The following is a 12,873-nucleotide window of genomic DNA, read 5'->3' as shown; positions in this document are numbered from 1 at the left end:
GCCGTCGTTCATCGCGCACGAGGGTGCGTGCGCCACGTCGTGACGCCGCGCTGGCGGCTGACGCGGGCACCTGCGGCGCTCAGGCTGTGAAGACCAGCGCGATCTGCTCCGGGATGCGGGTCGCGCTGGCTTTGCGGGCCGGTGCCGGTTCGGTCGCCTTCAGGTGGTCGACGAGGAAGCGCGCCGTCTCCGGCGAGCGGCTCATCTCCGCCGCGACCACCGCCTCCAGCTCGGACGGCCTGACGTCCATCGCCGCGCACAGCTTGAGCAGGCGGGCCTCGAGCTCGAGGTAATGCCGCTCGATGCCGTGCTTGCGCGGGAACAGGCCGATCACCTGGCCCACGCGCAGCAGGTGGGCGTCCAGCAGCGCGACCTCCTCCGACGCCGACCAGCCCCGCACGATGGCCGACGCCGTCTTCGGCCCGATGCCGGGCAGGGCCATCAGCCAGTTGCGCACCTCCTGGCCCGCCTCGAAGTCGGGCGCCGAGAGCAGCGCCGGCATCACCGCCGCCAGGTGCCTCGCCTTCTGCGCCGCGAAGCGGAAGCTGAGCGCACGGCCCTGCACGTCCAGGGGCTCGCTGAGCCAGGCGTTCAAGGTCGCCTCGCAGACACCGGGCTGCACGAAGGCGCCGCGCTCGCGCACCCGCGCGAAGGCCGCCTGGCCCACGGCCGCTGGGATGCCGGGGCCGCCCAGCAAGGCGGCGCCGACCTCCTCGGCCAGCGAGCGGCCCGAGGCGCGGGGCGCCGGGCCGTCGAGGCGGTGCCGCAGCGCCTGCTGCGTCCAGTAGGCGGGGGTCGGGAACTCCTCGACGGCGCCCCAGCGCACGCCGGTGAGGAGGAGGTGATCGGGATCGGGAAGTGCTCGGTGAAGGGAGCCGTGGCGGGAAACGATGGCGACGATCTGGGTCATGGGACTGCAAAGACGCCGCCTCTCTGGGCGGCTGGATAGGTGGCGTCCAGCCATTGGCGGAACGCGGCGCGCTCGACCGGATCCATGGCATGGACACGCTCTTGGAGGCGTTCGAGGCGCCGCTTGTTGGTCTGGCGCTCGCGGAAGTTCGTCCCGCGGTGCCGGCTGTCGTGAAGGATCTCGGGCGGCTCGAAGTTGAACCACAGCGTTTCGGTGCGCACGTCGGTGTGGGTCTTCGCCCGGAATTCGGTCGTCCGCCACCCCCGCAGGAGGGCGTCGTACACCGGATGGGCGTAGCCCGACACGATCACCCGGCACGGCAGCGTCGCCAGCAGCGCTAGCAGCGCCTCGTGGTCGGCGGCGCCGTATTCGTGCCGGTAGATGCGTGACTGGCGCCGCGTCTCGGGGTGATAGGGCGGGTCCACGTAGACGAGCTCGTCGCCCTCGAACGCATGCCGCGCGAGGAAGTCCTCCGCGCGGCCGTGGACGAGTTCGACGCCGGGCAGGGCCATGGCGCGCCAGTGCGCGATGACCCGGTCGTCGGCGTCGATGGCGATCGAGCGCGCCGCCGGCAGCTTGTGGCGCAGGACCGCGCCGCCGCCGACATGCGTCTCGATGTACACCCGGTGCGGAGGCATCAGGTTGATGACGTGCTGGTACGTCTTGCCCTTGCCGCCTGGATACTTCATGCGGCGAATCATCGTCAGAAGTGACGATGATGTCAAGGCGCCGGCGGGCTCAGAGCGCCGTCAGCCAGTCGCAGCGCAGGCGGCCCGAGCGGTGCAGCCGGCGCCGGCCGCCGGTGTAGGCCATCGGCAGCATCCAGGCCACCAGGCACAACGGCAGTGCGATCCATGCCTGGATCAATAACGCGCCCGGAACGCCCATGAAGCCCAGCATCCAGATCGTCAGCACGACGTTCCACACCGCCAGTTCGACCGGGTGACGCGCGCTGTGCATCACCATCCAGCGCTTCACCTGGCTGAGCTGCTTGAGGGTCATGGCGGGCTCCTGGACGGCCGGAGAGAGGGCGCGGCGGCGTCCGGAGGGCCATCGGACGGCGGCGATCGAATGGGCGGGGAATGGGCGGGAACGGGTGGAATTGTAAGTTTGGAGTCAGGGATTCCCCCATCCCAAGAACAAGGAGCCCGAGTGGCGCTGCGGGGGATTCCGCGATGCGGCATGGGCACGGGTGCCAACCGGCACGGTGGGCGCGCGGCGGGCTCGTGTATGGTTCGCCCCTTCTCAAGAAGGTGGACAGGAGTCCCGCGAATGAAACGACTGATGTGGGCCGCGCTGGCGTTGGGCGCCGCGGCCGGCGCCCAGGCGCACGAAGGCATGTGGATGCCCCAGCAGCTGCCGCTGGTGGCCAAGGACATGAAGGCCCTGGGCCTGAAATTCGATCCGGCGCGCCTGTCGCAGCCGCTGGGCTATCCGATGGGGGCCGTCGTCAGCCTGGGCGGCTGCACCGCCTCCTTCGTGTCGCCGCAGGGCCTGGTGGTGACCAACCACCACTGCGCCTTCGGCAGCATCCAGTACAACTCGACGCCGCAGAAGGACCTGCTGAAGAACGGCTTCCTGGCCGCCTCGCTGGGCGAGGAACTGCCGGCCGCGCCGGGCAGCCGCATCCTGGTGACGGTCGCGCTGACCGACGTCACCGACAAGGTGATCGACAAGGCGACCGCCGCGCTGCAGGGCAAGGCCCGCATCGATGCGATCGAAGCCAACGAGAAGGCGCTGGTCGCCGCCTGCGAGAAGGACGCCGGCCATCGCTGCTCGGTGGGCGCGTTCTACGGCGGCCTGATGTACCAGCTGACCAAGCAGCTCGAGATCCGCGACGTGCGCCTGGTCCACGCGCCGGCCGAGGGCGTGGGCGTCTTCGGCGGCGACACCGACAACTGGATGTGGCCGCGCCACACCGGCGATTACAGCTTCTATCGCGCCTACGTCGGTCCGGACGGCAAGCCGGCCGACTTCAGCAAGGACAACAAGCCCTTCCAGCCGTCGCAGTTCCTGAAGCTGGCGAGCGCGCCGCTGAACGAGGGCGACTTCGTCGCCGTGGCCGGTTATCCGGGCCGCACCAACCGCCACCGCCTGCCCAAGGAGGTGGACTTCGCCTTCGCCTGGGACTTCCCGCATCGCGTCAAGGCGATGGGCGAGCAGCTCGACCTGATCAAGGAGGCGACCGCCGGCCGCCGTGACGCCGAGATCAAGCTGGCCAACACCGTGGCCGGGGTCAACAACTACTACAAGAACTACCAGGGTCAGATGGCCAGCTACGCGGGCAGCGACATCCTCGCGCGCAAGCAGGCCGCCTTCGACGAGATGAAGGCCTGGGTGAATGCCGACGCCAAGCGTCGCGCGACCTACGGCGCGTCGCTGGCCGAGGTGGACCGCCTGATCGCCGAGCGCCAGGAGATCACCCGTCGCGAGTTCCTGCTGGGCTACGCGACGCCGACGCTGGTCAAGAGCGCGGGCGACCTGTACGAGCAGGCGCTGCAGCGCCGCAAGCCGGACGCCGAACGCAAGGCCGGTTACCAGGACCGCGACCAGCTGCGCCGCCGGCAGGCGCTGGAGACGGTGGACCGCCGCTTCGACGAGATCACCGAGAAGAAGGTCGTCAGCCACTTCCTGACGCAGTACCTGGCGCTGCCGGCGGACCAGCTCAACAGCGCGCTGCTGAACGCGCTGGGCGTGCGCGCCGGCATGGACGCCGCGGCGGTGACCGCGCGGGTGGACGCGCTGTATGCCGGTACGAAGCTCACCGACAAGGCCGAGCGCGGCGCCTGGTTGTCGCGTGACGCGTCGGCCTTCGAGGCGAGTGACGACACCCTGGTCAAGGCCGCGGTGGCGCTGCATGCCGACGAGCTGGCGCGCGAGAACCGCGACAAGGAACTGGCCGGCAAGCTGCAGCAGGCCTATGCCGCGACGATGCAGGCGGAGATCGACTTCAAGGCCAGCCGCGGCCAGCCGGTCTATCCGGATGCCAACAGCACGCTGCGGGTGGCTTTCGGCCAGGTGAAGGGCCGCGCGCCGGGCGTGGACGGCACGACCTGGACGGCGTTCACGACGCTGCGCGGCATCGTCGCCAAGCACACCGGCAATGGCGAGTTCAACGCGCCGGCCGAGCAACTGGCCGCGATCAAGGCCAGGCGCTTCGACAAGTACGGCGTGAAGGCGCTGGACTCGGTGCCGGTGAACTTCCTGGCCACGCTGGACACGACGGGCGGCAACTCGGGTTCGCCGGTGCTCAACGGCCATGGCGAGCTGGTGGGCCTGCTGTTCGACGGCACGCTGGACGCGGTGATCTCGGACTGGGACTACAACGACCACATGAACCGCAGCATCTGCCTGGATGCGCGCTACATGCTGTGGCAGATGAAGGTCGTCGACAAGGCGGATCGTCTGCTGAAGGAAATGAACGCGCTGTGATCGCGCGACCTGGTTGAGGCGTCCTGACGACGCCGCCGCGCGCGTGCAGACGCGAGAACGCCCCGCTTGATGCGGGGCGTTTTGTTTTCCGGGCCTGATTTCCGGGCCGGATTGCGAGCGGGTACGAACTGGATGTGGGAGTGGGCGTACGTGGAGCGTGCGGCGCCGGACGTTGGCAGCGAAAGGGCGGTGATGCAGCAGCGCTTGGAGCCGGTGTGGCTCCTGCAAGTCATGGAGCGCGGAAAGACGGCCCTGGACACTGCTGCCCTCCTTCCATGAGAGCGTCGCCGAGCCTCAGGCCGGCCGCGGCAGCAGCACCTGGCGATCCACGCCGCTCAGCGTCCGATGGCCGCAGAACGCCATCGTCAGGTCCAGCTCGCGGTGGATGATCTCCAGCGCCTTCGTCACGCCGGGGCGGCCCATCGCGCCCAGGCCATACAGGAACGCGCGGCCGATGTAGGTGCCGCGCGCGCCCAGCGCCCAGGCCTTGAGCACGTCCTGCCCCGAGCGGATGCCACCGTCCATGTGGACCTCGATGCGGTCGCCGACCGCGTCCACGATGCGGGGCAGCGCGCGGATGCTGGACTCCGCGCCATCGAGCTGCCGGCCGCCGTGGTTGCTGACGATCAGCGCATCGGCGCCGGTGGCGGCGGCGAGCTTCGCGTCCTCCTCGTCGATGATGCCCTTGAGGATCAGCTTGCCGCCCCAGCGCTCGCGGATCCACTGCACGTCGTCCCAACTCAGTTGCGGATCGAATTGCTTGGCCGTCCACTCGGACAGCGAGCCCATGTCCCCCACGCCCTTCACATGCCCCACGATGTTGCCAAACTGGCGCCGCGGCGTGCCCAGCATGCCCAGGCACCAGCGCGGCTTGGTCGCCATGTTGATCAGGTTGGGCAGCGTCAGCTTGGGCGGCGCGGACAGGCCGTTCTTCAGGTCTTTGTGCCGCTGGCCCAGGATCTGCAGGTCCAGCGTCAGCACCAGCGCCTCGCACTTCGCGGCCTTGGCGCGGTCGATGAGGCTGTTGATGAAGCCGCGATCGCGCATCACGTAGAGCTGGAACCAGAACGGCGCCGTCGTATTCGCCGCCACGTCCTCGATCGAGCAGATGCTCATCGTGGACAGCGTGAACGGCACGCCGAAGGCCTCGGCCGCCTGGGCGGCGAGGATCTCGCCGTCCGCATGCTGCATGCCGGTCAACCCGGTCGGCGCGATCGCCACCGGCATTGCGACCGGGCGGCCGATCATCGTCGCGGCGGTGCTGCGGCCTTCCATGTTGACTGCCACGCGCTGGCGCAGCTTGATCGACTGGAAGTCCGATTCATTGGCGCGATAGGTGCTCTCGGTCCAGGAACCGGAGTCCGCGTAGTCGTAGAACATCCGCGGGACGCGCTGCTGCGCGAGCACGCGCAGGTCTTCGATGCAGGTGATGACGCTCATGGGGCCGGATGCTAGGCGAGCCACCGCTGGCCCGGCCGGAAACTTTGGACGCGCGCGCCGGAAGATCGTTCCGGATCGGTCAGGGACTTCCCTGGGCGTGAGCGTCAGGCTGGGTGCGCCTCGGCGCTCAGCGCCTCGCAATGCCGGACCAGCCAGCGCGAGAACACACGGGCCGCCTCGCCGTCGCCATGGCGCACCAGGCCATAGGGCATGGCGGCCGGCACGGCCAGGTCGAACAGGCGCTTGAGCGCGCCGCTGCGCAGCGCGGTGGCGGCCAAGCTGGGGCGGCCCAGCACGACGCCCTGGCCGCAGGCGGCCGCTTCCAGCGTCAAACCCAGGTCCACGAAGCGCGTGCCCTGCGCGGGCTCCGGCCAATCGAGCCCCGCGGCGCGCAGCCAGGGCTGCCACGGCTGCAGCGGCGTGCGCAGCAGCGGGGCGGAGGCCAGGTCCGCCGGCGTCTCGATCGCGCCGAGCCGCGCGAGCAGCGCCGGCGCCGCCATCGGCGTGACGATGTCGTCCAGCAGGACCTCGCCGCCGGCGGGCACGGTGCCGGCGAAGATCTCGACCTCCGCGGGCGGCGCGGGTTGATCCAGGAAGGGCGTCGACAGCAGCAGCTCGAGCTCGACATCGGGATGCGCGGCCGCGAAGCCGGGCAGCGCCGGCACCAGCACCTGCCGCGCGAAGGTCGGCGGGCTGCTGACGCTCAGGCGCGTGACGCGTGGCCGCTCGCGCTGGTGCAGCGGCACGGCCGCCAGCAGCGCGAGCGCGGTGCGCACCTGCGCCAGGTATTCCTTGCCCGCCGCCGTCAGGCGCAAGGGCTGGCGCGTCATCAAGGGCAGGCCCAGGCGCTCCTCCAGCGTCGCGATGCGCTTGCCGACGGCGCTGGCGCTGACATGCAGCGTCTCGGCGGCGCGCTCCAGGCTGCCCAGGCGCGCGGCGGCCTCGAAGGCCAGCAGGCCGTCGAGGGAGGGCAGGCGCGGGGAATCGCTGGGGGCATCGCTCATGGAGGGCGACTGTAGCCGCCGGAGGTCCCGCCTCGCCAGCGGACTTGAGCGGCCGCCGCACCGGCCGCCGCGCGTCGCCGCTACAGTCGCGCGATGTCCCAAGCCGTCGATCCCGAGCGCCCGACCGAGGCTCCTGAAGCCGTGGATGCTGTCGTCGCCGATGACGCGACGATCAGCGCGCTCGAGGAGGCCGCGTTGTGGCGGCGCCTGCCCTGGCTGGTCGGCGGCGCGCTGAGCCTGCTGCTCGGCGTGGTCGGCATCTTCCTGCCGCTGCTGCCCACCACGCCGTTCGTGCTGCTGGCCGCGTTCTGCTTCGCGCGGGGCTCGGCGCGCTGCGAGGCCTGGCTGCTCGCTCATCCACGCTTCGGGCCGATGGTCGTCCAGTGGCGCGCGCGTCGCGCCGTGCCGCTGCGGGCCAAGCAGCTGGCCTGGGGAATGATGGCCCTGAGCTCGGCGATCTCCTGGGCAGTCATGCCGGTGCTGCCCTGGCTGCCGGCGGTGTGCTGCCTCGCGGTCGGGATCTGGCTCTGGCGCCTGCCCACCGCCTGATCAGCCGAACAGGTTGAGGTTCTCCGGCCGCGGTCGCGGATCCTCCGGCTTGCTGGCGGCGCCGGCGCGACCGCGCCGGGCCGGCTCGATCTCCCCGGGGCGGCTCAGCTTGCCCACGCGCACGCCCAGCAGGCGCAGCCGCTGGCTCAGGTCCACCCGCTTGAGGCACAGCCCCGCCGCATGCCGGATGGCCGCGGCGTCCTGCACCGGCTGGTCCAGCGTCAGGTCGCGCGTCACCGTGCGGGAGCCCTCGAAGCGCAGCTTGATGCCGATGGTGCGGCCCAGGTAGCCCTTGCGCTGCAGGTCCGAGGCCAGTTGCTCGCACAGCGCCGTGAAGATGCGCGACAGCTCCGGCCGGTCGCGACGTGCGTGCAGGTCGCGCTCGAAGGTGGTCTCGCGGCTGATGGAGACCGGCTCGCTGTGCGTGACCACCGGCCGGTCGTCCAGGCCCCAGGCCGCCTGGTGCAGCCAGGCGCTGTAGCCGGGGCCGAAATGCTGTTGCAGCAGCTCCAGCGGCGCGGCCGCGAGTTCCCCGATCGTGTGCAGGCCCAGCGCCTCGAGCTTCTCGCCGGCCTTGGGGCCGATGCCGTTGATCCGTCGCGCCGGCAGCGGCCAGATCCGCGTCGGCAGATCGGCCATCGTCACCAGCGTCAGCCCGTCGGGCTTGTCCAGCTCCGACGCGATCTTGGACAGCAGCTTGTTGGGCGTCACCCCGATGGAGCAGGTCAACCCGGTGGCGCTCTGCACCGAGTTCTTGATCTCCCGCGCCACCGCCCGCACGCCGCCCAGCGGATCGTGGCCGACCGGCTCGCGCGCGCCTGGCACGTCGGTCAGGTCGATGTAGATCTCGTCGATGCCGCGGTCCTCGATGACCGGCGCGATCTCTCGCACCGCCGCCTTGAACAGCCGCGAGTAATGCCGGTAGGAATCGAAGTCGGCCGGCAGCAGGATCGCCTGCGGCGCGCGCAGCGCCGCCTTCATCAGTCCCATCGCCGAGAACACGCCCAGCGCGCGCGCCGCGTAGGTCGAGGTGGTCACGACGCCTCGGCCGGTGTAGTCGGCCAGCTTGAAGAACTCGCGCGTGCCGTCGGGGCGTTCCTGCGGCGTGTGGGCGCGCCGTCCGCCGACCACCACCGGCAGCCCCTTGAGCTCCGGATAACGCAGCAGCTCCACGGACGCGTAGAACGCGTCCATGTCCAGGTGGGCGATCAGGCGATCGGGCAGGGCGGGCGTCGGCTCGGCCATGCGGCGGATTGTGGCGGCGCCGGCTGACAGGCGCTGTCAGCAGGGCCGGAGCCGCCCTTCAGCAAGGGCGGTTCAGTGGCCGCAGGACGTCGAGCCGCAAGCCGAGACCGCGTCCGTCGCTTCGGCCGCGGGGCGGATCGGATCGCGGCATTCGCCGGTCTTCGGGTCGAAGCCGCGCTGCTGCATCGTGTAGACCAGCGCCGCGTCCATCATCTCCGCATGACCGGGGAACCACTGCGAGAGCTCGGTGCGCACGATGCCCAGCGGCTCGCGGTCGCCGAGGTCCTCGGCATAACGCACCACCTCGCGCATCACGTTGAGCACCATCGCATGCTGGCTGCTGTGGCAGTTCTCCGGCTCGAAGCCGGTGGCCGCCATCCAGCGCTCCTCCATCGCGAAGTGCTCCTCGGTGTGCGCCAGCAGCGCCTTGAACGCGGGCAGCGCGTCCTCGCCGCGGTCGAGCGCCTCGCCATAGCGGTTCAGCAGCTCGACGAATTCCTCGTGCGTGTGGTCGAGCTCCGGCTGGTTGAGCACCAGCTCGTCCGTCCAGGCCAGCGTGCTCATCGGTCAGCCCTTCGCGGCGACGGCCGCGCCCAGGCGCTCGCGATGACGCGCCACCTGTGCGCGGACTTGCGCCGGCGCGGTGCCGCCGAGGATGTTGCGCGCGTTCAGGGAGCCCTGCAGCGACAGCACCTCGTAGACGTCCTGGCCGATGCGGGCGTCGAACTGCCGCAGCGCGTCCAGCGGCAGCGCCGACAGGTCGATGCCCTGCGCCTGCGCCGTCTTGACCGCGTGCGCCACGATCTCGTGGGCGTCGCGGAAGGCCAGGCCCTTCTTGACCAGGTAGTCCGCCAGGTCGGTCGCCGTCGCGTAGCCCTTGAGGGCCGCGCGTTCCATCGCCTCGGGCTTGACCGTCAGGCCGGCCATCATCTCCGCGAAGATCCGCAGCGTGTCGCTGAGCGTGTCGACGGTGTCGAACAGCGGCTCCTTGTCTTCCTGGTTGTCCTTGTTGTAGGCCAGCGGCTGGCCCTTCATCAGCGTGATCAGGCCCATCAGGTGGCCCACCACGCGGCCGCTCTTGCCGCGTGCCAGTTCGGGCACGTCGGGGTTCTTCTTCTGCGGCATGATGCTCGACCCGGTGCAGAAGCGGTCCGGCAGCGCGATGAAGCCGAAGGCCTGGCTCATCCACAGGATCAGCTCCTCCGACAGGCGCGAGATGTGCACCATGATCAGCGCGGCGGCGGCGCTGAATTCGATCGCGAAGTCGCGGTCGCTGACCGCGTCCAGGCTGTTCTGCGCGACGCCCTCCATGCCCAGCGTGCGCGCGACGCGCTCGCGGTCCAGCGGGTAGCTGGTGCCGGCCAGCGCGGCCGCGCCCAGCGGCAGTCGGTTCACGCGCCTGCGCGCGTCGACGAGGCGCTCCGCGTCGCGCGCGAACATCTCGACGTAGGCCAGCAGGTGATGCCCGAAGGCCACCGGCTGCGCCACCTGCAGGTGGGTGAAGCCGGGCAGGATCACGTCGGCATGGCGCTCGGCCTGCTCGACCAGCACCCGCTGCAGCTCGCCCAGCAGACCGACCAGCGTGTCGATCTCGCCGCGCAGCCACAGCCGCACGTCGGTGGCGACCTGGTCGTTGCGGCTGCGGCCGGTGTGCAGCCGCTTGCCGGCCAAGCCGACCAGCTCGGTCAGGCGCGCCTCGATGTTCAGGTGCACGTCCTCCAGGTCCAGCTTCCATTCGAAGCGGCCCGACGCGATCTCCTCGCGGATCTGCGCCATGCCCTTCTGGATCGCGGCCAGATCGTCGGCGCCGATGATGCCCTGCGCGGCCAGCATGTCGGCGTGGGCGAGCGAGCCCTGGATGTCAGCGGCCCACAGGCGCTTGTCGAAGTCGACGCTGGCGGTGTAGCGCTTGACCAGCTCGCTCATCGGCTCGGAGAAGAGGGCGGACCAGGCTTGCGACTTGTTGGCGAGCTGGTTGTCGGCGGGTTGGCCGTCGGCCAGGGAGTCAGCAGGGGAGGAGGACATCGGCTTGCAAGGCGTTACGACTTCGCGGCGCCCCGGGCGGGCCCGCATTGGTCGCGGCCGGACGCCTGGGAGAGAATGAGCCGCCGATTCTAAAGGGGGCGCCATCCGGTCGCCCACGGGCTGGAAGGGGCGCCATCCCGGCGCCCGGGCGCAGGCAGAGGGCAAGGACAGTGCGGGGACGGGAGGAGCCGATGGCCAGCAAGGCAAGCAGCGGACGGACGTCGGGCGACGCGCCGCGACGCCCGGCCGACCCCTCTCGCAACGCGCGCGACACGCGCGAGGCCTCGACGCAGCCGGCGAGCACCCAGCCCATGAGCACCCAGCCGCTGCCCACGCAGCCCGCCTGGGAGGAGACCCGCCTGGACGCGCGCACGGCCGAGGCGCCGCGGCTGATCGATGCCCAGCGCCGCTTCGACGTCTGCCATGTCGGCCTGGTGCTGCGCGCGGTGCTGGGCGTGCAGCTGGTGCTGTCGCTCGGACTGGCGCTGATGTCGGAGACGCTGGCGCAATGGGCCTGGGCCATGGGCGGCGCGTCCGTCGCCGCCCTGAGCGCGGTGCTGGCCTGGCTGCTGATCGTGTGCGCCGCCAAGCGGCTGCTGGCGCGGCTGCCGGAGTGGGCGCAATGGACGCTGCCGATCGCGCTGGGGGCCGCCTGCGCCCACGGCGGCGCGCTGCTGCTGGAGGCGGTGGAACTGGGGCATCTGGGCGCCTTGCCGCGCGTGGCCGCGGCGCTCACCGGCGGGCTCGCGGCCGGTGTGCTGCTGGGCTGGCTGAAGCTGCGCGAACGCGCCCAGGCGCCAGCCGACGCGCTGGCCCGGCTGGTCGAGCTGCAATCGCGGATCCGGCCGCACTTCCTCTTCAACACGCTGAACACGGCGATCGCGCTGGTGCGCGTCGATCCCAACCGCGCCGAGGAGGTGCTGGAGGACCTGGCCGAGCTGTTCCGAGTCGCGCTGGCGGACGCCGGCCCGACGGCCGAGGGCGTGCGCCTGGACCAGGAGGTCGAGCTGGCGCGGCGCTACCTCGCGATCGAGCAGCTGCGTTTCGGCGACCGCCTGCGCGTGCACTGGCAGCTCGATCCGCATGCGGCCGACGCGCGCGTGCCGCCGCTGCTGCTGCAGCCGCTGGTGGAGAACGCGGTGCGTCACGGCATCGAGCCCAACGACCAGGGCGGCGACGTCGACATCGTGACCCGCGCGCGCGGCAGCGAGGTCGAGATCCGCGTCGTCAACACGGTCGGGTTGCCGTCGCGCGCCCAGGGGCATGGCCTGGCGCTGCGCAACGTGCGGCAGCGGTTGCGCCTGATGCACGACGTGGCGGCGCGGCTGGAGGCCGGGCCGGGCGAGGGCCGCTTTGTCGTGCGCATCGTGATGCCGCGATGACGCGATCACACGACCGGAGCTGAACCGGAACGGGAACGAGGACAGGGAAGGAAGACATGCTGACGCATCCGCCGCTGAGGGTCTTGATCGTCGATGACGAGCCGCTGGCGCGGCTGCGGTTGCGGGGCCTGGTCGAGGCCAACGAGGAGCCGCGCGCCGAGGTTGCCGCCGAGGCCGGCAGCGGCGAGCAGGCGCTGGCCTGGCTCAAGGACCATGCCTGCGACCTGATCCTGCTCGACGTGCAGATGCCGGGCCTGGACGGCCTGGGCCTGGCGCAGGCGCTGCGCGGCCGGCCCTTCGCGCCGGCGATCGTGTTCGTGACGGCCCATGCGCAGCACGCGCTGCAGGCCTTCGAGCTGGAGGCGCTGGACTACCTGACCAAGCCGGTGCGGCGCGAGCGGCTGCAGGCCAGCCTCGCGCGGGCGGCGCAGCGCCTGGACGAACGCGCGGCCGCGAAGGCGCGCGAGGCGGGCGCGCCGCACGGCCCGGGCGCCGCGCCGGCCGCCGAGGCGCCCGTCATCAACATCACCGAACGCGGCCGCCTGCTGCGGGTGCCGCTGGCCGAGGTCCTCTACTTCAAGGCCGAGCTCAAGTACCTGACGCTGCGCACCGCCACGCAGAGCCATGTGATGGACGGGTCCCTGAGCGAGCTGGAGCAGCGCCTGGGCGACCGCTTCCTGCGCGTGCACCGCAATGCGCTGGTCGCGAAGGCGGCGGTGCGCGAGCTCGAGCGCCACGTGCCCACCGACGGGCCGGCGGATGGCGACGGCGACAACGGCGGCGAACTCGGCTGGGCGGTCCGCATCGCCCACGTCAACGAATGGCTGGCCGTGTCGCGCCGCCAGGTCGCCGCGGTGCGGGAGGCGCTGGCCGGCCAGCGCTGAGG

Annotated in this window: 12 protein-coding genes; 4 read left to right on the top strand and 8 right to left on the bottom strand. The window is 71.2% G+C overall.

Annotated features, from left to right (window positions below; all coding sequences use genetic code 11):
* Positions 1–79: 79 nt before the first annotated feature.
* From FHT37_RS10625 to FHT37_RS10615, 3 genes are read right to left on the bottom strand one after another with little or no spacing between them, the layout of a single operon-like run.
* Positions 80–910 carry an 8-oxoguanine DNA glycosylase gene (locus FHT37_RS10625; RefSeq protein ID WP_183480700.1) on the bottom strand — a complete coding sequence of 277 codons (831 nt, stop codon included), beginning with the start codon at positions 908–910 and terminating at the stop codon, positions 80–82.
* A complete protein-coding gene (locus FHT37_RS10620) occupies positions 907–1,611 on the bottom strand; it encodes a DNA adenine methylase (protein WP_221210998.1) in 705 nt (234 codons plus the stop codon). Before FHT37_RS10620 ends, FHT37_RS10625 begins: the two co-directional genes overlap by 4 nt.
* A gap of 37 nt (positions 1,612–1,648) precedes the next feature.
* On the bottom strand, positions 1,649–1,912 hold the full coding sequence (locus FHT37_RS10615; RefSeq protein WP_091732438.1) for a hypothetical protein: 264 nt from the start codon (positions 1,910–1,912) through the stop codon (positions 1,649–1,651).
* A 270-nt stretch (positions 1,913–2,182) separates the two neighbouring features.
* On the opposite strand from FHT37_RS10615, the gene FHT37_RS10610 reads away from it, so the two are divergent.
* Positions 2,183–4,342 (top strand): S46 family peptidase, encoded by a 2,160-nt coding sequence (locus FHT37_RS10610; protein WP_183480698.1) that lies wholly within the window; start codon positions 2,183–2,185, stop codon positions 4,340–4,342.
* Positions 4,343–4,636: 294 nt separating this feature from the next.
* On the opposite strand, the gene FHT37_RS10605 is transcribed toward FHT37_RS10610, so the two are convergent.
* Together FHT37_RS10605 and FHT37_RS10600 are read right to left on the bottom strand one after the other, a co-directional pair.
* Positions 4,637–5,782 carry an alpha-hydroxy acid oxidase gene (locus FHT37_RS10605; protein ID WP_091732446.1) on the bottom strand — a complete coding sequence of 382 codons (1,146 nt, stop codon included), beginning with the start codon at positions 5,780–5,782 and terminating at the stop codon, positions 4,637–4,639.
* A 104-nt stretch (positions 5,783–5,886) separates the two neighbouring features.
* On the bottom strand, positions 5,887–6,786 hold the full coding sequence (locus tag FHT37_RS10600; RefSeq protein WP_183480696.1) for a LysR family transcriptional regulator: 900 nt from the start codon (positions 6,784–6,786) through the stop codon (positions 5,887–5,889).
* Positions 6,787–6,879: 93 nt separating this feature from the next.
* On the opposite strand from FHT37_RS10600, the gene FHT37_RS10595 reads away from it, so the two are divergent.
* Positions 6,880–7,335, top strand: a complete 456-nt coding sequence (locus FHT37_RS10595) for a YbaN family protein (RefSeq protein ID WP_183480694.1) — start codon at positions 6,880–6,882, stop codon at positions 7,333–7,335.
* On the opposite strand, the gene FHT37_RS10590 is transcribed toward FHT37_RS10595, so the two are convergent.
* The 3 genes from FHT37_RS10590 to argH all read right to left on the bottom strand — a co-directional run bounded on the left by FHT37_RS10590 (position 7,336) and on the right by argH (position 10,605).
* A complete protein-coding gene (locus FHT37_RS10590) occupies positions 7,336–8,580 on the bottom strand; it encodes a DNA polymerase IV (protein WP_183480692.1) in 1,245 nt (414 codons plus the stop codon). It lies immediately after the preceding gene.
* Positions 8,581–8,652: 72 nt separating this feature from the next.
* Positions 8,653–9,144 (bottom strand): hemerythrin domain-containing protein, encoded by a 492-nt coding sequence (locus tag FHT37_RS10585; protein ID WP_183480690.1) that lies wholly within the window; start codon positions 9,142–9,144, stop codon positions 8,653–8,655.
* Between the two features lie 3 nt (positions 9,145–9,147).
* Positions 9,148–10,605 (bottom strand): argininosuccinate lyase, encoded by a 1,458-nt coding sequence (argH, locus tag FHT37_RS10580; protein WP_183480682.1) that lies wholly within the window; start codon positions 10,603–10,605, stop codon positions 9,148–9,150.
* Between the two features lie 191 nt (positions 10,606–10,796).
* Between argH and FHT37_RS10575 the strand changes: the two genes are divergently transcribed.
* On the top strand, positions 10,797–11,987 hold the full coding sequence (locus FHT37_RS10575; RefSeq protein WP_255489534.1) for a sensor histidine kinase: 1,191 nt from the start codon (positions 10,797–10,799) through the stop codon (positions 11,985–11,987).
* A 56-nt stretch (positions 11,988–12,043) separates the two neighbouring features.
* Entirely contained in the window at positions 12,044–12,871 is an 828-nt protein-coding gene (locus tag FHT37_RS10570) for a LytTR family DNA-binding domain-containing protein (RefSeq protein ID WP_091732467.1), read from the top strand.
* Positions 12,872–12,873 lie beyond the last annotated feature (2 nt).

This window comes from Mitsuaria sp. BK037 (assembly GCF_014193045.1).
Lineage (GTDB): Bacteria > Pseudomonadota > Gammaproteobacteria > Burkholderiales > Burkholderiaceae_C > Roseateles.
The sequence above is the reverse complement of the archived record's forward strand: the minus strand, read 5'-3'. Positions and strand labels throughout refer to the sequence as shown.

Bases quoted from the DNA above. Each gene is read 5' to 3' on its own strand.
- FHT37_RS10625 (WP_183480700.1), bottom strand. From the start codon at position 910: ATGACCCAGATCGTCGCCATCGTTTCCCGCCACGGCTCCCTTCACCGA.
- FHT37_RS10620 (WP_221210998.1), bottom strand. From the start codon at position 1,611: ATGATTCGCCGCATGAAGTATCCAGGCGGCAAGGGCAAGACGTACCAG.
- FHT37_RS10615 (WP_091732438.1), bottom strand. From the start codon at position 1,912: ATGACCCTCAAGCAGCTCAGCCAGGTGAAGCGCTGGATGGTGATGCAC.
- FHT37_RS10610 (WP_183480698.1), top strand. From the start codon at position 2,183: ATGAAACGACTGATGTGGGCCGCGCTGGCGTTGGGCGCCGCGGCCGGC.
- FHT37_RS10605 (WP_091732446.1), bottom strand. From the start codon at position 5,782: ATGAGCGTCATCACCTGCATCGAAGACCTGCGCGTGCTCGCGCAGCAG.
- FHT37_RS10600 (WP_183480696.1), bottom strand. From the start codon at position 6,786: ATGAGCGATGCCCCCAGCGATTCCCCGCGCCTGCCCTCCCTCGACGGC.
- FHT37_RS10595 (WP_183480694.1), top strand. From the start codon at position 6,880: ATGTCCCAAGCCGTCGATCCCGAGCGCCCGACCGAGGCTCCTGAAGCC.
- FHT37_RS10590 (WP_183480692.1), bottom strand. From the start codon at position 8,580: ATGGCCGAGCCGACGCCCGCCCTGCCCGATCGCCTGATCGCCCACCTG.
- FHT37_RS10585 (WP_183480690.1), bottom strand. From the start codon at position 9,144: ATGAGCACGCTGGCCTGGACGGACGAGCTGGTGCTCAACCAGCCGGAG.
- argH (WP_183480682.1), bottom strand. From the start codon at position 10,605: ATGTCCTCCTCCCCTGCTGACTCCCTGGCCGACGGCCAACCCGCCGAC.
- FHT37_RS10575 (WP_255489534.1), top strand. From the start codon at position 10,797: ATGGCCAGCAAGGCAAGCAGCGGACGGACGTCGGGCGACGCGCCGCGA.
- FHT37_RS10570 (WP_091732467.1), top strand. From the start codon at position 12,044: ATGCTGACGCATCCGCCGCTGAGGGTCTTGATCGTCGATGACGAGCCG.